Consider the following 24,626-nt stretch of genomic DNA (forward strand, 5'->3'; position numbering starts at 1 on the left):
TTTAAAGAGGCTTTACAGCATCAACCTGCTGCAATATTTGACTAGCAATAGTATTTTTCATGCCTTGATTACCCTGAGCAATAGGTTGAGTGGCATCATTTAAAGCATTGTCAGTGTAGTCATGCTCAAAACTCTCCCCTCCAACTTCCATACGATGCAAACAGACAGCAGAAAACACCTTTTGCACATCATTAGGTAGTACAAAATCTCGCCCATCAATATAAGCCCAAGCTTTAGCCGCGTTTAAAAGAGCTTTACCTGCGCGTGGCGATAATGCTCTTGCGTTGATATCGCGTTCACGACTTTTATGACACAAGGCAATAACATACTCAAGAATACTCTCTGATGTTGTAACTTGGCTCACCTCATCTTGCATCGCCATTAATTGCTCAGTATTAATACTCGCTTCAAGCGTCATGTATTGGTTATGGCTACCTTCGCTTAACAATATTCTCTTTTCTGCTTCTACATTAGGGAAGCCAAGAGAAATTCGCATCATAAATCTATCTAACTGAGACTCAGGCAAAGGATAAGTGCCGGCATGAAATAAAGGGTTTTGTGTCGCAATGACAAAAAATGGCTGTGGTAAGGCGTAGGTCTTACCATCAATGCTAACTTGTTTTTCTTCCATTGCTTCTAATAGTGCGCTTTGTGTTTTAGGACTCGCTCTATTTATTTCATCAGCTAACACAACTTGATTAAAAATAGCCCCTTGATGGAGTTCAAAGCTTTTTGTTTCACTATTATAAATAGAAACACCAATGACATCTGCGGGTAATAAATCACTAGTAAATTGTGTCCGTTGGTAGCTTAAGCCTAAAGTTTTTGCTAACACTTGAGCTAAAGTGGTTTTACCCATACCTGGTAAGTCTTCAATTAAAATATGCCCTTTGGCTAAAATACAGGCTAAAGACAGCTTAATTTCATCAGATTTACCTAAAACAACCGAGCCTACTTGTGCCAGAATGTTTGCCACCAAGTTCTGCATATACTTTTCCTTACCCTTAAAAATGATTTTAACGATAAAGAGTATACCCACTTAGCTTTTTAATTACTGCGTTTTGAGTGATTAAAAGTCGTTTATCGAGGTAAATAAAAAACCATCACTAAACAAAATAGTGCAATTAAGATAAACGATTTTATAAAAAAACTACGTTTATCTTTTTTATTCTCTGGATGTTTTTTTGCTAAGGGCATGCCACAGTGTGTACAACTTACTTGATCAGTCTCATTATTTGTTTGGCAATATAAACAAGGAATTAATTCATGTTTCATAAATATACAGTCCTTAGCTTGAGGTTAATTGATGATAAAGTTGTGGTAAACGCTTAGGTAATTGAGTGGGTTTTAATATTACGGTATAACCATCATTACCAAAAAGGTAAGGCAAATAATCCTGCGCTTCTTGGTCAATCGTAATACAAAAAGGTTTAATACCTAATTTGTGTGCTTCCATAATCGCATGACGCGTATCTTCAATGCCAAACCGTCCTTCATAATGATCAATGTCGTTGGGTTTACCATCGGTTAAAATAAGCATTAATCTCTGCGTTGATTTTTGCTCAACAAGTATTTTAGTTGATTGACGAATTGCAGCGCCCATACGTGTATAAAAGCCAGGTCGAATTGCTTGTATTCGGCCTCTAACATGATCGTCATACTTTTCATTAAAGTTTTTCAATAAGGTAAAACGCACATTTGAGCGCTTTACTGACGAGAAACCGTACATAGCAAAGTTGTCTCCAACCGTTTGTAATGCTTCACCAAATAGCAACATACTTTCTTTAACCACATCAATCACTCTTGCTTTATCATCTAAATGAGCATCGGTTGACATCGACAAATCAGCTAGAAGTAAACAAGACAAATCTCGATTGTTACCCCGATAAGATTGATATAATCCCTTTTGAGGTGTTGAGTTAATTTGGCTTTGTACATGAAAATCTAACCAAGCATTTAAGTCGAGCTCTTCACCTTGCGTTTGCGCTTTTAACCAATATTTAACGCTTCGCAGTTGTTCAAATTGTGCTTGAATCGATTTCGCTGTTTTTTGTAAATTTATTGGTAACTTTTTCGCACTAGCGTCTCTGGGTAACATTGCTTGAAGTAAACAGCGATCATCTTCTAACTGCTGGTTTTTGTAATTCCATTCAGGCAACTTAATGCCATTTCCTAGCGGAATATCATCTTCAGCACTTGAAGGTAAATCAAGATCTACCTTAATACTTGCGCTTTTTTGATCTTGTTGTTTGGCGAGGGTAATTTTATCTAAGTCTTCAATAGTACGTTGATTATCGTCATCATCATCTTCACTGTCATCGCTACCTCGATCCATTTGGGCAAACTCGCTCCACGAAAACAAACTTTCTAAACGAAAAATCATCATACCTTCACGGCTATCTGGACTATCAACTCGTTCCGCTTTTTTCCTACTTGAGGCTATTTTTTCTTTCTTTTGGCTATTTTTGGCCTCATTTTCGCCCTCTTGTTGCTCTATATATTCTGGTATCAATAAAGGATCTACATGAGCAGAAGGATATAACCATAAATAAACGGCTTTGGGCGCATAATTAACCACGGGAAAATCGCTCACAGTCCCTGGTTTTAAAATGGCTTGAACAATACAGTTCTCCATAGCTTGCTCCGCTAAAGGAAGTTTATCAATATTTGGCCGAGTTAGAATAAACGCTTGAGCTAAACGTTGATAGCGAGAGGCTAAATTGGGGTATAACTTTAATACGTTAGCGACTAACTCTTGATTATCTCGTGCCCAGTGACTAAATCGTCCTGAATGCTGAGCAGCTAACACTGCTAACCAAATATATAAATCTCTATTAAGAGATTGTTTAGGAAAAACAGCTATAGATTCAGGTAATCTCAGACTTTCCTCATCTTGCCATGCCAAACTAATTTGTTGATTTTCACCTGACAGTTTTTGTAAAAAGCTACGCCTAACTACATAATCACGACGTGTTGCCGCTTCAACACGTTTCACCACATCGCCACCGAGTGCGCGAAAAACTACACCGACAGATTGACTTATATCAGAAAAATTGACCCTAGCATCTGGATAATCAGTACTTGCTCGACGAGTAATATACTTATGCCAAAGACCGCCAACCCATTCTTCCATAAATTTTACTCATTTTGATAAATACGCATTAAAGGCATATTAACAATATATTTATTAGAAGTTGTGATTTGTATCAAGCAATAATAGCTTTCTATTAAAATGGCTTAATGAACTACCTTCCATAAACCGTCTTTTTCTTGGCACATTAACTCATTCAATTCTTCATTATCATCATGAAAATAATTTAAAAAAGTCAGGTTATGGCAAACCTTGTTACTTATATTTTGCGCGGCACCTTTTACAATAGTGCCATGATTACCACTGTCATGATTATTCCACGCTGACTCTGTTTGGCTATTACCATTAAGTAATGCCACCGTTTTTTCTTGCATTAAACTAACATCTAAAGCGGTTAATACTTTGGCTGATCGAGAGTTTTTATCAACAATGCCAGTTAATCCTGAAATAACATCAAATGGCAGCGTTAATGCCCCTTTTAAAATGCCAACAAAAACACCACTACTGGCTTCTTTTCCGATAGTTTTAGCATCGGTAACAATATTTTCTGCGCGCGTTAAATACACAGGAATATCTTCACGAGAATATTTAATTTGTTCTATATAGGCTTGAGATTGAGGCCGCCACTTTGCAACTTCTTGTGTGGTATTGTTTGTTGCTTCTACCACATGATCCACTCGGGTTAAAACTTGCGGCAGTTGTTGCTGTAATTCTGTAATTTGACCTTCTATAACAGTAATATGTGAAAGTAAATCAGGTAAGTGCTTGGCATACTGTTCGCTCTGCTTGATAGCATCATTAACGGTAATTCGCGATAATGCCACTTGCTCGATAATAGGTGGTAACTGTTGTTCAACAAGGTTTCTCACTAATGCCACTTCGTTAACAACCCCATCAACTTGCAAGTTAATTAAATCGACCTTATCAAGAATACTGGGAATTTGCGGGGTTATTTTATCAACGGTCACATTGGTTTTATCTATAATTTTAATGATATTAGGTATTTCATTTGCCACTTTTACTATGGAAAAGGCTAAATAGGCAATTGCTACAGCCAATAAAGTTTGTGAGATTGAAAAACGTGTCATAAAAGTCCTTTATCGTCAGTGAGTAATTTAAGGTGAAAGTTGAGTAACTTGGGTAATTTCTACTTCATTAAGCTCTGCATAAAACTTAGGATAAGACCAACCGTACCCCCAACGAAAACTAGTCGGTAAATAAGGTGTCCCTCCAACTCTTACTCCCATTAACATTAAAGCGGCAATTTTTGGTTCACCAACTTGGGCAACACAGGCTTTTAATGATTGATCTGCCGCTAACCGTTGTTGATAAGTGCCACCCTGCCAATAAGCCAGATCATGCGCAGTACAGCATGCTAACCAAAGTTCATTTTGTTGGTAAGTTCCGTCAGGGAACAAACTACAACCATCGGTAGTAAATGGTGACAGTGTTTTTTGCTCAAGGTTTATGTAATAAATACCAAGAATTAACACGAGTGATATTAACACAACCACCGCACGAAAAAGCCAAGCTTTAGACATTACTCTGCCTTTTGGAGGTGGAACAGTTCAGTGGTAAATTAGAGGTGTTTATCATTGTTTTCTTCCGATTCACGCTTTACTAATAAGAAAGTTAAATACATTTTAGTTGGCAATGAAAACACCAACCCAAAAGCAATACACATAGCACTAATAATAATGCCTGTGACACCTAAGCTTTCAATATAATCACTAAAATTATGGAAATAAATCCCTAATAATAATAAGAAAATACCCAAACCAATCGATATTTTTAACAGCTTAATCAATTTTTCATCGTTCATTAAAAGCCTCTTATTAAGTAACCTGATATGAGCTCGGCTTAACAAATATTTCTCTAGCAGCTATTTATTATTACTTTAGAGCTTATTTCAATGAATTAACAGCCATAAAAAAACCTGTGTCAAATCACTTGAAACAGGTTTTTAATTATTTCTGCTGTTAACTTAACTAACTAGTGAACAAAACCCTTTAAAAATAAAGGGTAGACGATCTAAAAGCTGGTAAATCATATTAACTAATGAAAAACTAATCGACTAACTGATACTCATTACGGAGTATGTCAATAATCTCAGCTTTAGGATTATCGCTGAGGGTAATTTTCTCACCGGTAATTTTTTGTGCAATATCAAGGTACGTTTTAGATACATTCATCAACACCGATTCAGGTAATTCGTTATCTCTTGCTAACGCTTCACGTTCTGGCATGCGTGATTTATTTAATAAAATATCAGGATCTGGGAAGTGATTAAGTAATAACTGGCGGAAACCTTCTTTTGAGTTTTCGACTACTTTACCTGCACGGTATTGTTCACCATCCCAAATACGAGAAGAGTCTGGTGTACCCACTTCATCCATATAAATAAGTTTATCGTTACCCGCTTTGTCTTTTACATAGCCAAATTCGAATTTAGTATCGACAAAAATTTGGTCAATCTTAGCAAGTTCACCGGAAATAACGTTAAAACCTTCAGTTAATAGTTTTTCATACAGGGTAATATCGTCAATAGAGGCAAAATTAAACGCTTGATAATTTTCTTCGATATTGTGACGAGTAATATTAACATCATCAACTGCAGGTACCCCTGGAATCCCCTCTAAAATACCTTTCGTTGAAGGTGTTTGTAATAGTTCGGTTAATTTAGCGTCTTTGCTGAGGCCTTCGCTTAATTTAATACCACAAAATTCTCTTTCACCATTTTCGTATGAACGCCACATTGAACCAGTGATATACTGACGACAAATCGCTTCGATCATAACTGGTTTTGCTTTTTGAACAATCCAAACAAACGGATGCGGAATATCTAGAATATGGCTATCAGCAAGTCCCTGCTCTTTAAATAATTTAAACCAATGATTAGAAATAGCATTAAGCGCTGCGCCTTTTCCTGGAACACCTTTGAGGCCTCCCTCACCTTGCCAAATACAATCAAAAGCAGAAATACGATCGCTAATGACCATAATTGCTAAGGGGGTATCGCTAGGCACGTTATAATTTTTTTCATTAATTAAACGTTCGCTATCGCTTTGAGTTAACCAATAAACAGAACGAACTTTACCACTATGCACTGGTTTGTCTGTACGAATAGGAAGATCATTATTAACGGCTAAAACTTTATCTGCTAAATTCATGGTGGTAAACCTTAAAACTAAGACTTAAATTAATTGTAATGAATAATATCTTTACTACTTATCGGTATCAAACAAAATAGTATTCGTTACAACTGATTATTTATGAGCTTTTCTGATGTTATTTTGCAGGTAATAGATATGAGAATTAGGAAAACAAGCAAAGCTTATCAATATAAGTGAGCGTGTTTGACGACGTTATCATGATATTAGCAATAAAATATATCAAAAAAAGAAAAGGACGCCTAATGGCGTCCTTGTCTATTAAAGCTTTTTCAATTCTATGCTGCTAAAGAAGCTTGCGCTTTTTCAACTAAGAATGTGAATGCTGCTTTGTCATATACTGCGATATCAGCTAGGATCTTACGATCGATTTCAATAGAAGCCTTTTTAAGACCATTAATGAAACGGCTGTAAGATAAACCATTTTGACGAGCTGCCGCGTTAATACGAGCAATCCAAAGTTGACGGAATTGACGTTTACGTTGACGACGGTCACGGTAAGCGTATTGGCCAGCTTTAGTTACAGCTTGAAAAGCAACACGATATACGCGACTACGAGCACCGTAGTAACCTTTCGCTTGCTTTAGAACTTTTTTATGACGTGCACGAGCTTGTACACCACGTTTTACTCTTGCCATTTTCTATTTCTCCTATTAACCGTGACGTAAAAGTTTTTTAACTGACTTAATGTCAGAAGCAGCGATCATACATTTAGCACGTAAATGACGCTTAACTTTAGTACGGCGTTTAGTCAAAATATGACGTAAGCCAGCTTGTTTGAACTTGTAGCCAGAAGCTGTTTTTTTAAAGCGCTTTGCAGCACCTTTATTGGTTTTCATTTTAGGCATGTGAATAACTCCGCATTGATGCCAAATTTAAAGTAACCGAGGCGAAAATCATCTTAAATGTTACTACTGTAACGAATAAGGAGTGACTTTACTTGCAAGCCTTGCTACCGCGTAAAGATAAAATTGGTGAATTAACCATCAACTAGTAATGGATAATTACTTGTCAAACCAAAGATTATCTATTTTTAGGGGCTAGAACCATCACCATTTGACGCCCTTCCGCTCTACGCGGGAAGAACTCAAGCACAGTTAACTCTTCTAAATCATCTTTAACACGATTTAATAGCGCTAAACCTAGCTCTTGGTGGGCCATTTCACGGCCACGGAAACGTAATGTTACCTTGACCTTGTCGCCGCCTTCTAAAAAGCGTTTCAGGTTGCGTAGTTTTACCTGATAATCGCCTTCATCTGTACCAGGTCGGAATTTAATTTCCTTTACCTGTATTTGTTTCTGATTTTTGCGTTGTTCTTTTTGTTCTTTAGCTTTTTCGTAGATAAACTTTCCGTAATCCATTACACGACAAACGGGAGGTTTAGCAGTCGGACTAATTTCAACAAGATCTACACCAGCTTCATCGGCTTGGTCCATTGCTTCATCTAATGTCACAATACCGCCAGGTTCACCGTCAAATTTAATTAAACGAACTTCATTATCAGCAATACCTGTGATTAACTCATTTAAACGATGTGCTGGTTCTTTACGACCGCCTCGTTGTCCACCTTTAATAGCCATGTTCCTCCAAAGAACTTTTGTACCAAACTAACCTGTAATTTTTAGGGTTTGGATTATAATAAATTTTATTGAGTAATTTAACTGTTATTTACACTAAATTACTTTTATGCCCGTGTTTTTACTTCTTCGTCTATTTTAGCGATAAAGCTGTCCACCGACATTTTTCCTAAATCTTCACCACTTCGAGTTCGAACAGCAATTTCGCCACTAGCCATCTCTTGATCACCAACAACTAATAAATACGGAACGCGCTTCAAAGTGTGCTCGCGGATTTTAAAGCCTATTTTCTCATTTCTCAAGTCTAGTTTTGCTCTAAATCCATTTTCTTTGAGTTTTTTAACAACTTTTTCACAATATTCGCTCTGTTTATCGGTAATATTCATAATTGTGACTTGAGTTGGTGATAACCACGTTGGGAATTTCCCTGTGTACTCTTCAATTAAAATACCGATAAAACGCTCTAAAGATCCCAAAATTGCACGATGAATCATAACAGGAGTATATCGCTCGTTATCTTCACCCACATAAGTTGCACCTAAACGCTCTGGTAAAGCAAAATCAAGCTGTACTGTACCACATTGCCACGCACGACCTAGGCAATCCATTAAAGTAAACTCAATTTTAGGCCCATAAAATGCGCCTTCACCTGGTAAATATTCAAACTTAATACCGCTGTCGGTTAATGCTTGCGCTAAACCAGCTTCAGCTTTATCCCAAATTTCATCACTACCAATGCGGTTTTCAGGGCGTGTTGATAATTTAACAACGATATCTTCGAAGCCGAATGAGCCATAAACATCGTAAACCATTTCAATACATTTGGTCACTTCTGCTTGAACTTGAGATTCCATACAAAATATATGAGCATCATCTTGTGTAAAGCCACGCACACGCATTAAGCCATGCAACGACCCCGAAGGCTCATTACGGTGACAACAACCAAACTCAGCTATACGTAATGGTAAATCGCGATACGACTTTAATCCTTGATTAAATATCTGCACATGGCCTGGACAGTTCATCGGCTTAATCGCATATTCGCGTTTTTCAGATTCAGTGGTAAACATGCCGTCGGCATATTTATCCCAGTGACCTGATTTTTCCCACAAACTTCTGTCCATCATCATTGGCGCTTTAACCTCGTCATAATCGTATGAACGAAGCTTTTCACGAACAAATTTTTCTAATTCTGTATAAATAGTCCAACCGTCATTATGCCAAAAAACCATTCCTGGCGCTTCTTCTTGCCAATGGAATAAATCTAGTGTTTTACCAATTTTACGGTGATCACGCTTTTCAGCTTCCGCTAAACGCACTATATAAGCTTTAAGTTGCTTTTTATCTGCCCAAGCTGTGCCGTAAATACGTTGCAACATTTTATTGTCTGAATTGCCGCGCCAATAAGCACCTGCCACTTTCATTAATTTAAAATGATGACAGTGGCGCATACTAGGAACATGCGGGCCTCGACACATATCAATGTATTCTTGATGATGATATAAAGCTGGCGTATCAGATTTATCGATATTTTCATCAAGAATTTCTAATTTGTAGGTTTCACCTCGTTCAGTAAACGCATCATAGGCATCTTGCCAAGAACCTGTTTTTTTAACGACTTCATAACCGGTACGTGCTAATTCTGTCATGCGCTTTTCAAGCTTGGCTAAATCGTCTTCTGTGATTGACTCATCTAAGTCAATATCATAATAAAAACCATTTTCGATCGTTGGACCGATAGCCATTTTAACATTCGGGTATAATTGTTTTATTGCATGCCCTAATAAATGCGCACAAGAGTGACGAATAATCTCAAGACCTTCGCTATCTTTACTGGTAATAAGTTGTAAAGCAGCATCTTGAGTAATTAATTCACAAGCATCTACTAAGTTACCATCAATACGCCCTGCTATGGTGGCTTTCGCTAAACCAGGGCCAATATCAAGGGCAACATCCATTACAGATACAGCATTTTCGAATGATCGTTGTGAACCATCAGGGAGAGTTATTACAGGCATGAAATTTCCTTTGTTCAGTGGTGGCACACACGTAGTGTCACATGATTTTTAGTGTTGTTATTTAATATCAATCACTTATCCGTGATATTGCTATTAATTTGTTAATTTTTGGTACACATATTGGTACACATAATTCTTTAAGAGAGCGTAGGTTAACTTAAGTCCGTTATTTTGTACAGATAGAAACCCATTTACCGAGTTTTGAATTGTTACTCTTTCTTTGGCAAATATTTAACTGCGACTTCTAGAGCATAACTAATTGCAGAGTCTTTACTCGTCACATTATCAACAGCGTTTTTTATCACTTCAATATTTTCATGATCAGATTGGTCCAAAAGGAACGGTTGAGCTGTGCGTCCTTTTAACTTTTGTTTTTCTCTATATCGCTTTTGAGCTTCTCTTATTTGAGCTTTGCGTTCATCACTAGACAAATCTTTATTTCTCGTTATCAATAACATTAATCGCATCATACTAAATAAATGATTACATAGTAATAGATAATACTTGATTACATAGTAAGTACAAGATATATTTGATTACATAGTAATCAACAAAAAAGAAGGTTTTATGATTGGTGCAGATATGAAATACGTAGTTTTTGACGGACACAATGGGGAGGAAATAATTATATTCCCTAAAATCATACAGCACTCAGTTATGGCTGATGATGTTAAAGAATCCTCATTCGGAGGAATGCGAGCTATATCAGGCGGTTTTGTGGTAGATGGCCAGTGCGTAGGTGAAAGTGAAAGCTTACGCATGAAGTCGAGAGGTAATGAAGATACGGCCTTAATAACTAAGCTTTTAGATATGAGTTATCTAGAGAGTATACCTCAGCACATTGATAGCGAAGATGAATCAGCCCCAAGAATAAACCGGAAGCAACCTATAAGCAGAAACAAAGCCAAGCGACTTAGAAAGAAACGATAATGATCAACTGGCTGAAAGGAATTTTCATTCACAAGAATAACAAAGACCACTTACCTCTTGAGACTTATGACGGAATAACAGTAAGAGGGTATACATGCAAAAGTTGCGGATATAAGTGGTATAAAAATAAGTTTAATGATTGATTGCAGTTGTTATATTGCGAACTAAAGGGTTAATTATGAAAAGTATAGAAATTTTAATTGTTGTTTTCTTGTGTATTGGGATTGGTTATTACTCAGGCTCTAGTGATAGCAATAAAGAGTTGCAAAAGCTACAGATAGAAAAAACAAAACTAAGCATAGAGATATTGAAACTTAAATCAGAGGATAGGGCTTTAACTGTTGGTGACTTAAGCGCTATTTATGAATGCGTAGATACTAAAATTAAAAATAACGGTAGGGATATTAAATTTCCTTGCGTAGCGATTACTGGTGATAGTTACTAGCAACATAACCCTTTGGCTAACGTAGCCACTTAGAAATGGAGATAAATATAATGAATAAAGAATACTATAATGATGTGGAGGAAAAGCTAAAAACAACAAACTGTAGCGGTCACGTTGAGCCAGTTGTTAGCGAGATTGATATAACACTAGATGAAGAATTAAAAGCGGCAGGAATGTTAACTGTTGCAGAATTAATGGCAGGGCAGCCTATTGATGGTTTTCAAACTCATAAAAATATAGATGGGTTAAGAGATTTTTCAAAATGGTTAGACATGCGAACTAAAGAAATGTTGCGCATGAAAGCTAGACTAACTTTAGACGGTAAAGATGAAAGTGAATTATTTGAGTGGATTTTAGCTCACTACGCTGTATTACAAGAAGTTAGATTGAATTTTAACGCTGCAGTTAAATCTCGCTAACCTTTTGTAAAAACGGGTAAGCTCGCCTTGTCCCAGTTATTTACGTTGTTATGTTGCGATAAGGATTGATTATGAATATAGAGCTAATACTGGATATCGTTAAAGCAGTAAAAGAAGCGTCTTGTACAGACGGTGTTTTTGTTGATGCTAGAGTTGGTGAGGATAAATTTAGAACAGCACCAAGAGGCATGAAGTTTTGGGATATAGAGTTAAGTTATGGCGGATATCACTATGTAGAGCGATTTAATAACTCTATGAGTATAACTAAAGATGATGTTGATAAGATAGCTGTTTGCTTACTAAAGGATCTGTTTACGGATTACTTTAGCGCCAAACTAGGAATAGCAACGTAACCTTTAACTTAAGATGTTGGCTACGTTTTTGAGAGCGTAGCGAACTGTAGACAATCATTTTGAAGTTGTTAACTGGAAATACGCGATAACTGAACGAAATGGATAAGAATATGAGTACTAAATTAAAGCCTTACCAAGTTGGTGAAAATGATATTGTAGCAGCGTTTACAGAAGATGAAGCGCGACAGATACTAAAAGAGTATTGCTGTACGGAGTTGGAAGATGACGAACTTGATGTAACAGAGTTGCCGCTAGAAATGAAGCTGCAAGACGAAGAAGGTAATTTCCTATCGACTCTTGGTGATTACATAAAAAATATAGACAAGGCAGAATACCTAGTAGGCTGGGAGTAATTCCAGTTAACCTTGTTTTAGGCGGCTAGCAACCGCCAATAAATTAATTGAACCGACTAGCCAACTTAGCTAGTCCGACCTGAAAACCGTTGTTATGAGGATTTATTATGTTTATACGGCTAACTTACGGTGATAGCAAAGAGCCTGTTTTATACAACACAAGCGGTATTACTGAAATACACAATAGAAATGGTGGAGGTTCTGAAATTTACATGAACTATTTTGATAGTGATGGTGAGTTAGTTTCTACATACGTAAACGAGACTATAGAAGATATTGAGAAGCTCTTATCATCATAACCTTTTACTTAAGATGTTGGCTACGTTTTTGAGAGCGTAGCGAACTGTAGACAATCATTTTAAAGTTGTTGTTAGCAGCTTTGAATTAACGGAGAACTGAACTATGAGTACGCAAATAAACCAGTATTTAATGTACGGCGCAAAATTAAATTATGATGACCATATTAAAGATGATGATCTTGATTATGAGAAGTTTCAAAAGTTTGAAGATAACGCATTTAAACCAGATATGAACAATAACGGGCTGCATTGTTTAATTGATGGTATGAATGGAGATTATATTTACATTGGTGAATGCCTAGCCAAATCAGAAAATCACGAAATGCTAGAAAGCTTTGAGATACCAAAATTGAAAAAGAAATTCAAAGACAGAGTGAAAGAACAAGTAAAAATGGAATTAGGGATTGAAGCAGAGATGCAATTACACGTAGTAACTCATTGGCGTTAATTCCTGCTAACACTGTATTAGTAAGGTAAAGCCCGTCTTTCTACAATTGTATATTATTTTACATGTTTGATTTAATTGCGATTGTAGAATTAAGTACACTTTCTACGCGTGAAAGTGTACTTTGTTAATTGATTGTTATACTGACACTTTATCAGTTAAACAATCCCTTGCTCTCTAACTATTAATGAAATGTGCTTTTCTCTACTGTACGCAGGGCTTAACGTGTTATTACTTAACTGTATAACCCATTTATAACATGTAAAATCATCATCAACTATTAGTAGCTCCGTTTCTTCAGGAGACAAGCCTACAATAAAATGCAGGTTGTCCTCTGACTTTTGGGTGATTTGTTTAGCTGAAACTACTACAGCGCCCAGTTCGTTAATTACCGACATTTTACACACCCAATCCTCTGAAATAACTTGAGAAGGATCGGATATGTAAGGGCGAACATTAATCAACTCACTACTGTCCCCTCGATAAAGGGCTTGCGTAGTCATTATCATTCAGCCGTATCGAATTGATATTTATTATTAACTTGATACCCTGTTTTCGCTGCTGCTCCTGCATCAATGGTTACTCTAAACCAAATAGCCTTGTGCTCACCTGGTGGAATATCGCCAACTGTTAAAGATGGATCTGCAGCTGCCTCCCCTGTTGTTGTTGTATCTGTGTCAGCGCTAAAATCAACACCTGAAGGTGCAGTTGTTTCATTGGCAATGGTTTGCTCTGTACCATTAACAGCTGATGTGCCAAGCCCCATTGACACGTTAACACCTGCATGGCTTGACTCACTTTCAATAAAAGCTACCAGTGATTGAGCGGTAAGCGTTCCGTGCGTGTTTTTAATGTATTCACAATGGTAGAAAACGCCGCCTGCAGCTGTTTCTGCACCTGTAAACGTATCAAATAAATTACCTGATACACCGCTTACTGATTCAGTGGCAGTAATGGCGCCACCTAATCCGTTGGTTGTTTTAAATGTTTTAATGTCGGTTGTTGCTAATGGCATAATAATGCTCCATAAAGGATTAACGCCGTTCGGCGTGTTAAATAAAACTTAAATAATAAGAGTGCTTATGTTCTCTGTATTGTTTTCATCGTTAAAGTTTAAAGTTGTCGTTGTGTTTTGATTAAAATCAATCACCTCTGACACGTTAATTAAATAATGCGCAGGAGTTTTGGGCGTGTCATTACTTTGAATGTTAAAAACCACTTCCACTGTTTTGTTAACGCGGCCTATACAATCAAAAGACAGTGTGAATTCATTGGTCAATTGGCTGTTTAAGTTTAAAGTTTTAATCGCATCAAACGATAAACGAGTAACTAAATCAGTAACTACCTGCTTACTACCAACAATGGTTTCAAGGGCTTTAAATTCATAAGTAAACGATTGGCTTATTTGCTCTTTTATATTAAACAGTAAAGTGTGAGGTGTAACTAAAGTATTTTGAGAAAGATAATCAACGTTTATTTGGTGTGCGGTGTTTATCTTTTGATTAAAATCTAACGTCTTGATGTTCGCTATATCTACAAGCTGTAAAAGCTGCATTACCGACTGTTTACTTACCGCATTGCTAGATAAGAAAGAGAGTGTTGTTTCTTTTTCTGCTTGCGCTTGCTGCATTAAATTAAACAATAACGAGTGATTAGCAACAACAGCGTTTTGAGTTAGCAAGTCAAAATTTATTTGATGTGAATTAATAACACTACTTAATAAATCAATACTGGTGAGTTTATCAGACTCCATCTGACCCAAAATATTAAAAACAGACTGGTGAGAACTATCAATTAATTTTAATGTGTCAAATATTGATTGCTTTTCTGTTTCACGAGGACTAAGCAGGTCAAAGGTTGATTGATATCCTGTTGTTACAACAGTTAAGCTCTCACCCCACTCATTTATAGAACCGCCCCATACATTTATCATACGGTTAACCCTGTAAAAACATCAGCCTCAGTGCTGGGGTTGCTTGTGTTTCTTACTATCGCGTAACACCTTGTACCAACATCAGCACCAACAACAACATTAACACTTTCGCTAACAAAGGTTTCAGTTGCTGATGTTAATACCTCGTTACTATCATTTAAAACGGTCACTATATAATCGCCATTTGGGATACTTGTCATAGTGACATTAAGAGTTGACGAGTAAAACGCCTCATTAATCCCGTTATAAATAGCGAGAGCGCTATCACTTGTTTCTGTATCTGATTCATAATGCACGCCTGTGAACATCGACGCTATATCAACATAACCCAAAGCATTATCATTAGCAGAAACTACATCTTGAATCCAAGAATTAACGCTTGTGCCGTTAGCCTGTGCAATTCCGCATAAAACCGATTTTGCCCCTGTTAATGTTTCGAGTTGATTTATTATTGCGTTATATTCTGATTTAAACGTAGACTCAATGGTTGATGTGTCTGCATCAGTTTCGCCAATCCAAGAAATAACCCCCTCAATATCATTACCACCAGAATCAGAAAGGTAATTTAACATTCTTGTATTATATGTTTGCCCTGATTGCCACTGAGATAAAGCAGTAGAACCCTGTGCTACACCTATAAAACCAACAGGTATAGACTTGCTATTAACCAAGTGATTAGCTATCAAAGGAAATACCGAGCCGCTATTTGTTGCAGAGTCAAACGGGTCTGCGCCCACCTCCCACGCATCGGTTGTTACTGTGTACTTGTGGAAAAACCCCGCCGTTGCTGTATATGCTTGTGCGTTTGTCGCTCTGCCTGAGAAATTTGATTGCCCCCATATTAAAAACTTAGCCCCGACAGCAATGTTACCCTTAGTATCACTAACAGCGGTGTCATTAGTAAATCTAATAATTAAATCACCATTGCCAACTGACTGTCCTGATAATGTTCCTGAGTAAGTTCCTGCGCTTGGAGATGCATCAATAGTTACATATGCCCCTCCGTTAAAACTAGCCTCTATTCCTGTTGGTGCTGTTGGTCCTGAGTATGTACCACTGACAATGATGTCTTGTGTATTTGTTGCTTTGTTTCGACCAATTAATGTACTTTCGGCAGGAGAAACAATTAAAATGGTATCAGTCTCTATTAGATTTAAGCCAATATTTGCACCACCAGCTCCCGCTCCCGCCAGTACCCCGCCTGTTTTTGATGTCCATATATCACTTGTTGTATCATCAAAATCAGCAGTAGTAACACCTGTTACCGCACCAGTACCATGTGCCGAAGCATCACCAGAGGCGCAATAATTTAAAGTCGCTGTTTGTGAATCCTCCCAATCTTCTGAGCCATTACCGTAAGCGACTGTTGAATCGTGTGTGTCTGATGCTCTTTGATAGATACCACCATGACCAAAATTTCCACCTGTATTACAGCCCTCAACAACACAGTGAGAAGTTGTAAAAGTGCCAACCCCTCTAGACCACAAGCCCATTTTTGTCGAACCACTAAAATGACAGTTGATTAATGTTGTTGATGCTCCTGCGCTAGATCTTGTTTTTACTGAGGATTGCCCGCCTTTTACTCTGCAATTTTTAATTGTTAGTATTTGATCTGCGTACGTGTCAATACCGATAGGATTATCTGTCTCTCCCGGCGTTGAAGCAGTACTTTCAATCTCAAACCCATCAAGCGTGAACGGGTCTGTAGCTCTAACGTAGAATGTTCTACCCGATGATGACGTAATTTTAACGTGAGCATCGGTAGGAGAATTAAAGTTATAAGGGGTTTGCGCCTCCAATCGTGCGCCACCATTGGGGGTAGTGTTACTTAGTTCAGCAACAGATATAGTGCCTGTCCCTACATAATGACCAACCCATACATCGGTGGTGTTTGGTTTTGCAGCCCACCACAATTCTATAGTTTCGTATGTTTGACCTGCGCCAACTGTGTTAATTATATCAGACATTATTTACCTGCTTCCTAATCATTGGTTATTTTAATCTCTTCTTTCGTTTAATCGCCACGCCACTTTTATAGCGCACAAAGTAATAATGTTGGTAGCCATTGGCTTTTAAGTAATTTTCAATCGCTAGGCTGTCTGCTTTCCCCCAGTGTTCTTTCGATAACACTCCCTCAACGTGAGCTTCACCATTTACTAAGGTAATAGTCGCTATTGCACTGTAGGGTTTGCCATATTCATTGGTTTTAATTGCTCTAACTACTTTTACTTCGAACAACCAGTTGTCGGTAGTTGTCAAGGGGTTCATATAAAAACCTAATTACACATAAAGCTCGGCTAATGCACCGTTAGGGCCTGCCGCAATTACATTCCCGTTTTCGATAATGGCTCGGTTACCAGTGCTTACCGACTCACCATTAACTACAATGGAAACTCCACTTAACGTTGTGGCATTACTTGTGCCGTTGCCGTTATTACTGGTTATATCAACAAGCTCCGTTCTAGATGTGCCAACAAGAGATTGAAATTGATTAAATAGGTTGTTCATAGTGTTTGATCACGTTTAAGGTTTGATAAACTTCAGCGCCAGAGTTAATAACTTCAACAGAAATACTGTTAACCATGCCGTTCCAGTTGGTTTCTCCACTCATATCAATGGTTACCATACTGCCTGGCATTAATAATGGATCTTCATTGATAAAGGTGGTTATAGGTACATCTTCTTTATGTCCTGATTTTGACAGTTCAATTCTCGCTCTTTCTAATGCTGCAGTGTTGTCGGTTAATAAATTATCGGTAACCGTTTGCAATAATATATTGCCTGCACTACCGGGTAATATTCCTTTAACTAGCCCCCCATTTAAACCGCCCGATACAAAAATAGCATTTGCTTGTTGTTGCGGGCTGTACTGTTCGTCAACATCAAAACATAACGCTTCGGATAACGTAGGCAACCCGTTTAAGTCGTCCCATAGCCAAGGGCTTGTTGTTGCCCATGGTTTTATTGTTAGCTCTTTGGTTACTAAATTAGGATCAATAACCGCACCAACTGCGCTAGCGATTTGTGCAATAGCGTCAATGATGCTTTTGTTTTGATAATTAAAGCTGTTGGCTGGTAATGTCCAATCAACACCCACTAACCAATTAACGGTGAATCCTGTACCAAGTAACACATCACCCATTAACTGGCTTGCAGTGGCTTGGCTAGGATTTGAGAAATTATTTTTAGCTGAGTAAGGTGACTGTAATTTAGCGCTGTGCGAATAGCCGGTTGCTACAAATGCTCTTTGACCAAACTGAGTTGTTCGCCTAGTTTTCCCAATAAAGAATTCCCACTTTGTGCCATTAATATCAATTTCAATGGTTTTGGTGGCCGACTCACTTGGCTTAATGAGATCATAAGATGCTTGGTCAAGCAACGTTAGACTACAATCCCAACTAAATGAGTCAATATGCTTAGACAGTCGAACATGGTTAAATACCAATGGTGTTCTACTGGGTAACACAACAGCGGTTACAGTGTTCACAATTTTTATTATCCTTGCGTTCGGTTCTTCAGGCTCTGGTGGTATTAACGCATCATCATCAACTGGGTAATATGCGTAAGTGCTGCCACCCACCAAGAAAACATTAATTGAATAGCCATAAGTGAGTGGCTTAGTTACGTCAATAGGTGTTGTTTTTTTCCACGGTAATTTACTGCTACTACCTACGGGTGATAAAGGCGTTTCTAAGTTGTCGTAATCTAACGGGTCAACAAAATCAAACTCTGGCTGCATGGTTTGTGCGTAGTTAAAGTTACTACTTGGAAAATATCGTAAATCTGGCTTTACTGTTTTTTCATTAAAAAGATGCACACCGTGATGTTTGGCTTTATTAGCAATGTCAATATTAGGCAATAAACAAAAATAACTTTCTTGGCTGCTCGTATCTAGCAGATTAAAATTATTATCCGTTTTGTCTTTACTGGTAACATCTGTAATCAACAAGCCATCGTTGTGTAGATCAGTAATAACTTCAACGGGGTTAAATGTTGTTTGCTTTAAATGCCTTGTAATATCATCAATTGGTTTACCTAGCTTGTAATGAAAACTGTTAGACTGGTTAGCCTTACTCGCAGGCACATAATTAAAAGCACATAAAGCTGTTACAGCATTAGCGACATGCCAAGGCGTTTTACCTGCGTGAGAATCTTCAACAGTAGCAATTCCTGAAGGTGCTGAGCACCCACCAATAATTAACTCAGGCATGGTTATATTTCACTAAGGTAAAGGCGTAACTACAGGTTTAACAAAACCATTAATTAAGGGTTTATATAATAATTCAGCATTGAGGTTTACATTGCCCGACAGTGCATTTTCACCTTCACCCCAAAGTGGCTCAGTTAAACCTAGTGTTCCGTTGGTTGCGCATTTATACACATAACCGTTTGGTATTGATGGGTGAATAACTTGCCCTTGGACAACACCCGTACTGGCTGTCCACACGGCGCCATAAATGGGTGTGGTATAAATAATTACTTCGGCAGTATGTGGCTGAACATCAATCGAGTAATTGCCTGTTACAGCATCACTAATCGTAGAGCCTAGAACTGTCGCACTTCCTGCACTTACTGCTACTACTTTTGCTGAATGTGGCAAGCCAAACTGGGTTACTTTACCTGAAACAATGGCGGTATATGTTGGGTTGCCATCATCAATATTAATCGTTGACGAAAAATCAAAATCATTAGCCACAAGATGATCTGCGTTATCAATACTTAGTGAGTTAACATCGTCGTGATCGCTCACACAAACTATCATTGATTCTGGTTCTAACGGGTCTATTGTGTAAGCACCTGTGACTGGATCTGATTGCGATATACCTAAAAAATGCCCGTTAGCTTTTCTGTAAGCTCTTATTTCAAAAGAGTCAAACTCCCCCACTCTGTTTCGAGTTGTGCCGCTAACTTCATATTTACTGCCGAGCATCACCCTAACCGCTGAAAGTAATATAGCGTCACACTCAGGGGTTGTTGCTCTATTTTGCACATATAAAAAAAGGCTACCTAAAAACATTAAACTAGCTGGTAGAGTCACCCCACTTTCACTAATTTGCCCTTTTGCCGCAAAGGATATATGTGGATCTCCATCAGGGTAGGTAGCTAAATTAAAAGTCCCTGTTAAATTCTTTGCTCTATATAGCGACCCATTCTTATCCGTCTTTGTTACTTGTATTGGAGCGTCCGTAACATCAAGACCAGCTTGTTCAAATAATACATGTGGTGTAATGCTATCAATTACTTTTGTTGCCGACGAGTATACTCTATTGCCTGTTACCCCAAAGTGATACGTGATTGGCGCTGGGATTGTGTTTGATGTAGCGCAACATATTAAAGGGTAGCCAGCATCAACTAAAGCTATACCTAAAGTAAGGTATGATGAGCTAGGCGTGGTAGCTACCAATATTAAGTCTGGTGTGCTGTCTACTACGTCTTGAAAAGATCCGCTAGTTACCTCAGTAACTACATGCCCTGCATTGGCTAAAACAGCTGTTAAAGAACCGTAATAATCGCCATACGTAAGCGTAATACGAGCCATTAATTAGCATCCCCACGAATTTCAATATCAATACTGTCGGTAGACTCAGACAAAGCCCCCGACTCAATGGTTCTTATAACCCACATGTTATTGTCGCCAGAGTCGGTGTTAAACCGAATAACGTTATTGGTTACCCATCCTGTGCCAAAGCCCAATAAAGGCATAACAAAATATGGCGCTAACGTAGCGGGGTTAACTGGGGCAACGTCTTCACCTGTGGATTGATCAACCGAAATATTGTTGATTGCCTCGCCCGTTTTCTCGTTAACCACTTTAACCACAGTGCTGCTAGTAAATATTATCGCCCAACGGCCTGCCGAACTGCTTTTGTTGTCGATCTGAATAGGGAAATTAACATTATCGTATTGCGCAGTAGTGTTGTCACCAATGCGATCGTCAGACCATACAGGGTTGCCTTGACTCCATATTTCTTGGCTAAACAAGTTGTAAACTCTTGCGCCAGAGTCTCCCCATACCAATGTGCTAGCCACCTTACTTCCAATGGCATAATCGTGAACTAACGGGGCTGACAAGTTAATCAAGCCGTTTATTTGCACATCAGTGGCAAGCACCATATCTTCAACGCGATCCACAATAACAAATGGACCTGTTAACGATGCGCCGTATTTATCAACCAGTGTTAGTGGGTTGGCAAATATAAGGGTGCCTGCACTTCTGTCAGCAACGTATTGATCAGGGTCCAGTCTTTTACCATTAGCATCGAGTACTTCAATATAAGATTGACCAGAACGTGCCAAAGTGTTTAATTGATCAGCAACGGGAACCCCACCATTAGTCACAGGCGTAGTTACTTCGTTGAAAATCACTAAAAACTTACCGTTACTAAATACTGGTACTCTGCCATCGGCAGGTAAACGCACAGGGTTTAACCCTAATAGTTCGGGGTCAAGCGGTAGTGAAGTTTCAGCAACCGCATCATAAACAAGGCTGTCTGGTGTTACTTGTTCGGTAAATAAAATATGCGCCATACCTGTTAACGTATCTACATAAGATTCAACGCTGTCAATATCAGTGCCTGTAATTACGCCGTTACCGTCAGCGGTTGCAGTGTAATTGCCAGTTGCCGTTTCATAGCGCAATTGAAAACTGCTAGTTGTTAATTTGGTTGATGCCGCTCTAAAGGTGTAGGCTTGAATAGTGTTGTCTGTGCCTATTTCATCGGTAAATAACTTGGTAACTTCAACCGAAAGATCAACAGGGCGTTCTTTTTGGTTTAATCGAATAGTTCCTTTCGCGTAATCAATATCACCAATTAATATGCCACCATCTTGATAAACCAAGCCCTCTTTTGAAAAAAGCTTATCTGAAGATGAAGGATAGTTTAGCGCTACTTCACCAGCAACATTAGGTAAAGTATCAATAATGGTATTGGCAATATTTTCAATTTTATCCGTTATGTTATGAGATAAAGCAGGAGAGGCATCAATAGACGTTTGATATTTTATGGTGACTTCATCTTTATTTCTGCTGTGGTCACTAGAAACCCGCATGTAGCTATTAGCATTTGTATAAGTGGGTACTGTTGAAAATCCATTAAAATTGGTTGATCTTACCCTGCTTACAGTAGCGGGGAATGTCATAGTTATTACACCAGACGCACTCACATTACCGTAAATATCTGTACTCCCCGACCTTACCAAATCTCCGTTTGCTTTGGCGTACAGGCTGATGGGAAATGAACCCGCATCACCTTGGTATTGAGAGTCTGCGCTATGGTAAACAAATAAGCTCAACTTTACTGACTCTGGCAATACGGTCTCACCGAGATCAATCACTAACGCGCCTGTTGTTGTGTTTTCAGCACCAAAAGGAAGCTGCTCTACAGTGTTTGTTCGGCTAGCAATAACCGTTTTAATTTCTCCTGCTTCGCCTGTTGATGCATCAGAATAGTCAAAATCAATAATAACATTGCGGCCAGTATCGGCTTCGTCTAATCGGTTGCTACCAATACCGCTAATGATCACTTTTCCATTAATGCAATCAAGAAAGCCTGACACATCACCATTTGGTGCCGCATCAGATAAAACACCGCCTGCATCGGCTGTTATATTGTATAACGATGAATAACTAGGAGACCACGCTTGCATAACAAAGCTAGTAGGGTCAATATTGGTTTGGCCTAATTCAATTTCAATTGTTGCCGTTGTGCCATTACTTATTTGTGCCGCTCGATTACTTAACCCTTCCGCACTACCCCAACTAAATATTACCGCACTGTCTAAATCAGGCAGTGAAGCTAGCGTGATGTTTGCTGTGGCTGTACCATCAGCATTTAAAGCAAGGTTACCTGCGCCAATTGTTGGATCAATACCTATCGATTCTTGCGTATCGTTTCTGTTACCGGTTGCCGTAATGCGATACCACTTCCCTTGAGAGCGATAATCAATAGTTAAATCGCCAATTGACGGGGCGGGAGATAGGTTTCTTACAAATACATAACCACTATTTTCGGTAGTTATTTTTATCTCGTCGGTAAACTGTATGTTACTAGGAGCAACATTAGCAATTTCATAATCAACAGTTATGTTTGTTAAAGCACTGTCTAGAATAAGTACACCATTTTTATAATCAACACTACCTTTAACTGAGTTAGCAGCATTGGTGTCAACAATATTTCCATTACCATCATCTTTCCAGTTACTGTAATAAACACGCGATATAGAATTAGGTGATACCGCATTATTAAGTTGCAACACCGCACCTGCAGCGTTTGAACCAGAAAAAACTTGCGTTGTCACATTTCCTGTTGGTATTAAGCTAAAACCTTGTGTCATGGCGTTTTTATTCACTAAAGCGGTTTGGGATTTAGTGGCAGGAACGAGCTGCTCATAAATAGAGTCAACTTTTATTGTTAAATCGCCCGCCGTACTTGCTTCGCTTAATTCTTTTGTCGCATGAAATTTTGCTGCATCAGCCACTTGGGTTTCCCACGTTTGTGCATTACCTTCAACATAACCAGAAGGGTGAAATGGAGAGCCAGAAAAAGCGAACTCTAACGGTTGATCAATCGTCACAATAACGCGTTTTCTCGTATAAACAACACTAGACGCACCGCTTGAATAAGTGATAGGAATTTCTTGAACTTCTATTGCAGTAACACGAATGTATTGTTCTTCTATACCTTCTTTTAATAAATAAACACTGCCAACATCTGGGGTTTGTGTTTCTAAAATTTGTAAAAAGGTAACGCTTCTTGCTCCTGCTACATGGTTACCGTACAGCCAAAAATCAGCCAGGTAACTTGCCACCACATAACTTTCGATTTTATCTTGAGCTTGCAATCGCGTGTCGTGTGGATCGTCCGTATAAAAAAGTAATGAGCTTACTTTTGGGTCGGTTGGTGGTTTGCGAATAATTGAATGCGCACCATAGTAAACATCACGGTTTTCAGTGGTTACTGTAGGGAATAGTTTTCTTAAATTAACGCGCCCAGCCACGGTGTCGATACGAGAAATATCAGGGAATAAATTGTTAACGTTACCGTCTACCACTTCAACTGCGGTTCGAGATCCGCCACCGCTGTCGTTGTCGGTATTGTCTTGAGATTGATATAAAACTATGTCTTTGCTTGAAATTGTCATTGCTAATTCTCGTAAAATCTAATGGGTTGCTTATTTACACTTCAATAAAGTGCAAGGCATTAATTTCATATTCGTCGCTGTCTTGCGTGTCTTGGCCATCGAACACCGCTTTAACGTCTACAGGGTTGGTTTGGCTTTTATCAAACATTACGTTCATGGTTGCGCCATTAAATAGCGTGAGGGTAAATTCTTGATACGTTAATAAACTTGCTGCATGCAATGCTGAAACTTCTGCGCGTGTGCCCCATGCTTTTCCGCTGCTTGATAACGTTACGGGCCTGCCGGTTAGCTTTTTTGCCTCTTGAATAACTAACGTGCCACCAATGGCGTGTTTTTTACTTTGCACCACAGGAGACCAAGAAAATTCATCAGACCAAACAAGCTGATCAGTAAAAGTAATTTGGGTGGTACCATCGTCTAAGATCATAGGTTTTCACTTGTATAATTTGTT

At 38.4% G+C, this 24,626-nt stretch carries 29 protein-coding genes; 7 read left to right on the forward strand and 22 right to left on the reverse strand.

What is annotated here, in order from left to right; translation table 11 throughout:
* Position 1: 1 nt before the first annotated feature.
* The 12 genes from AC27G3_RS06105 to AC27G3_RS06160 all read right to left on the reverse strand — a co-directional run bounded on the left by AC27G3_RS06105 (position 2) and on the right by AC27G3_RS06160 (position 10,288).
* Positions 2–988: an AAA family ATPase gene (locus AC27G3_RS06105; protein WP_487119754.1), complete on the reverse strand. Its 987-nt coding sequence runs from the start codon at positions 986–988 to the stop codon at positions 2–4.
* A gap of 92 nt (positions 989–1,080) precedes the next feature.
* Positions 1,081–1,275 carry a DnrP protein gene (locus tag AC27G3_RS06110; protein WP_487119755.1) on the reverse strand — a complete coding sequence of 65 codons (195 nt, stop codon included), beginning with the start codon at positions 1,273–1,275 and terminating at the stop codon, positions 1,081–1,083.
* Positions 1,276–1,288: 13 nt separating this feature from the next.
* Positions 1,289–3,133, reverse strand: a complete 1,845-nt coding sequence (locus AC27G3_RS06115; protein ID WP_487119756.1) for a nitric oxide reductase activation protein NorD — start codon at positions 3,131–3,133, stop codon at positions 1,289–1,291.
* Between the two features lie 104 nt (positions 3,134–3,237).
* The gene (locus AC27G3_RS06120; protein ID WP_487119757.1) at positions 3,238–4,179 is read right to left on the reverse strand and encodes a hypothetical protein; all 942 of its coding nucleotides are present in this window, start codon (positions 4,177–4,179) and stop codon (positions 3,238–3,240) included.
* A 27-nt stretch (positions 4,180–4,206) separates the two neighbouring features.
* Positions 4,207–4,632, reverse strand: coding sequence for a hypothetical protein (locus tag AC27G3_RS06125; protein WP_487119759.1), 426 nt, complete (start codon positions 4,630–4,632; stop codon positions 4,207–4,209).
* Between the two features lie 38 nt (positions 4,633–4,670).
* Complete coding sequence (locus AC27G3_RS06130) at positions 4,671–4,913, reverse strand: hypothetical protein (protein WP_487119761.1); 243 nt, start codon at positions 4,911–4,913, stop codon at positions 4,671–4,673.
* A gap of 244 nt (positions 4,914–5,157) precedes the next feature.
* The gene (locus AC27G3_RS06135) at positions 5,158–6,261 is read right to left on the reverse strand and encodes a phosphoribosylaminoimidazolesuccinocarboxamide synthase (protein ID WP_487119762.1); all 1,104 of its coding nucleotides are present in this window, start codon (positions 6,259–6,261) and stop codon (positions 5,158–5,160) included.
* 278 nt (positions 6,262–6,539) lie between these two features.
* The gene (gene rplT, locus AC27G3_RS06140) at positions 6,540–6,899 is read right to left on the reverse strand and encodes a 50S ribosomal protein L20 (protein WP_118959002.1); all 360 of its coding nucleotides are present in this window, start codon (positions 6,897–6,899) and stop codon (positions 6,540–6,542) included.
* 15 nt (positions 6,900–6,914) lie between these two features.
* Positions 6,915–7,109 carry a 50S ribosomal protein L35 gene (gene rpmI, locus AC27G3_RS06145; RefSeq protein WP_033094689.1) on the reverse strand — a complete coding sequence of 65 codons (195 nt, stop codon included), beginning with the start codon at positions 7,107–7,109 and terminating at the stop codon, positions 6,915–6,917.
* Positions 7,110–7,284: 175 nt separating this feature from the next.
* A complete protein-coding gene (gene infC / locus AC27G3_RS06150) occupies positions 7,285–7,842 on the reverse strand; it encodes a translation initiation factor IF-3 (RefSeq protein ID WP_487119765.1) in 558 nt (185 codons plus the stop codon).
* Between the two features lie 104 nt (positions 7,843–7,946).
* On the reverse strand, positions 7,947–9,857 hold the full coding sequence (gene thrS / locus AC27G3_RS06155; RefSeq protein ID WP_487119767.1) for a threonine--tRNA ligase: 1,911 nt from the start codon (positions 9,855–9,857) through the stop codon (positions 7,947–7,949).
* A 209-nt stretch (positions 9,858–10,066) separates the two neighbouring features.
* Positions 10,067–10,288 (reverse strand): hypothetical protein, encoded by a 222-nt coding sequence (locus tag AC27G3_RS06160; protein WP_487119769.1) that lies wholly within the window; start codon positions 10,286–10,288, stop codon positions 10,067–10,069.
* 151 nt (positions 10,289–10,439) lie between these two features.
* Between AC27G3_RS06160 and AC27G3_RS06165 the strand changes: the two genes are divergently transcribed.
* From AC27G3_RS06165 to AC27G3_RS06195, 7 genes are all read left to right on the forward strand, one after another.
* Positions 10,440–10,787 (forward strand): hypothetical protein, encoded by a 348-nt coding sequence (locus AC27G3_RS06165; protein ID WP_487119771.1) that lies wholly within the window; start codon positions 10,440–10,442, stop codon positions 10,785–10,787.
* Positions 10,788–10,965: 178 nt separating this feature from the next.
* Positions 10,966–11,232 (forward strand): hypothetical protein, encoded by a 267-nt coding sequence (locus AC27G3_RS06170; protein ID WP_487119772.1) that lies wholly within the window; start codon positions 10,966–10,968, stop codon positions 11,230–11,232.
* Between the two features lie 50 nt (positions 11,233–11,282).
* The gene (locus tag AC27G3_RS06175; protein ID WP_487119774.1) at positions 11,283–11,651 is read left to right on the forward strand and encodes a hypothetical protein; all 369 of its coding nucleotides are present in this window, start codon (positions 11,283–11,285) and stop codon (positions 11,649–11,651) included.
* 71 nt (positions 11,652–11,722) lie between these two features.
* Positions 11,723–12,004, forward strand: a complete 282-nt coding sequence (locus AC27G3_RS06180; protein WP_487119776.1) for a hypothetical protein — start codon at positions 11,723–11,725, stop codon at positions 12,002–12,004.
* Positions 12,005–12,114: 110 nt separating this feature from the next.
* Entirely contained in the window at positions 12,115–12,357 is a 243-nt protein-coding gene (locus tag AC27G3_RS06185) for a hypothetical protein (protein ID WP_487119778.1), read from the forward strand.
* A 107-nt stretch (positions 12,358–12,464) separates the two neighbouring features.
* On the forward strand, positions 12,465–12,656 hold the full coding sequence (locus AC27G3_RS06190; protein ID WP_487119780.1) for a hypothetical protein: 192 nt from the start codon (positions 12,465–12,467) through the stop codon (positions 12,654–12,656).
* A gap of 103 nt (positions 12,657–12,759) precedes the next feature.
* On the forward strand, positions 12,760–13,104 hold the full coding sequence (locus AC27G3_RS06195) for a hypothetical protein (protein WP_487119782.1): 345 nt from the start codon (positions 12,760–12,762) through the stop codon (positions 13,102–13,104).
* Between the two features lie 155 nt (positions 13,105–13,259).
* On the opposite strand, the gene AC27G3_RS06200 is transcribed toward AC27G3_RS06195, so the two are convergent.
* The 10 genes from AC27G3_RS06200 to AC27G3_RS06245 are packed head-to-tail and all read right to left on the reverse strand — an operon-like array spanning position 13,260 to position 24,602.
* Positions 13,260–13,604 carry a hypothetical protein gene (locus AC27G3_RS06200; RefSeq protein WP_487119784.1) on the reverse strand — a complete coding sequence of 115 codons (345 nt, stop codon included), beginning with the start codon at positions 13,602–13,604 and terminating at the stop codon, positions 13,260–13,262.
* Between the two features lie 2 nt (positions 13,605–13,606).
* Entirely contained in the window at positions 13,607–14,116 is a 510-nt protein-coding gene (locus AC27G3_RS06205) for a hypothetical protein (RefSeq protein WP_487119786.1), read from the reverse strand.
* Between the two features lie 48 nt (positions 14,117–14,164).
* Positions 14,165–15,034 (reverse strand): hypothetical protein, encoded by an 870-nt coding sequence (locus tag AC27G3_RS06210; protein WP_487119788.1) that lies wholly within the window; start codon positions 15,032–15,034, stop codon positions 14,165–14,167.
* Positions 15,031–17,001, reverse strand: a complete 1,971-nt coding sequence (locus AC27G3_RS06215) for a sialate O-acetylesterase (RefSeq protein ID WP_487119789.1) — start codon at positions 16,999–17,001, stop codon at positions 15,031–15,033. The genes AC27G3_RS06210 and AC27G3_RS06215 overlap by 4 nt, the downstream gene beginning before the upstream one ends.
* A gap of 25 nt (positions 17,002–17,026) precedes the next feature.
* A complete protein-coding gene (locus tag AC27G3_RS06220) occupies positions 17,027–17,302 on the reverse strand; it encodes a hypothetical protein (RefSeq protein WP_487119791.1) in 276 nt (91 codons plus the stop codon).
* A 12-nt stretch (positions 17,303–17,314) separates the two neighbouring features.
* On the reverse strand, positions 17,315–17,542 hold the full coding sequence (locus AC27G3_RS06225; protein WP_487119792.1) for a hypothetical protein: 228 nt from the start codon (positions 17,540–17,542) through the stop codon (positions 17,315–17,317).
* Positions 17,526–19,244 carry a hypothetical protein gene (locus AC27G3_RS06230; RefSeq protein WP_487119794.1) on the reverse strand — a complete coding sequence of 573 codons (1,719 nt, stop codon included), beginning with the start codon at positions 19,242–19,244 and terminating at the stop codon, positions 17,526–17,528. The genes AC27G3_RS06225 and AC27G3_RS06230 overlap by 17 nt, the downstream gene beginning before the upstream one ends.
* Positions 19,245–19,256: 12 nt before the next feature.
* Positions 19,257–20,573: a hypothetical protein gene (locus AC27G3_RS06235; protein ID WP_487119796.1), complete on the reverse strand. Its 1,317-nt coding sequence runs from the start codon at positions 20,571–20,573 to the stop codon at positions 19,257–19,259.
* Positions 20,573–24,175: an autotransporter outer membrane beta-barrel domain-containing protein gene (locus tag AC27G3_RS06240; RefSeq protein ID WP_487119798.1), complete on the reverse strand. Its 3,603-nt coding sequence runs from the start codon at positions 24,173–24,175 to the stop codon at positions 20,573–20,575. The genes AC27G3_RS06235 and AC27G3_RS06240 overlap by 1 nt, the downstream gene beginning before the upstream one ends.
* A 34-nt stretch (positions 24,176–24,209) precedes the next feature.
* The gene (locus AC27G3_RS06245; protein WP_487119800.1) at positions 24,210–24,602 is read right to left on the reverse strand and encodes a hypothetical protein; all 393 of its coding nucleotides are present in this window, start codon (positions 24,600–24,602) and stop codon (positions 24,210–24,212) included.
* Positions 24,603–24,626: the final 24 nt, after the last annotated feature.

Source organism: Colwellia sp. SU-HH01217, from assembly GCF_057543495.1.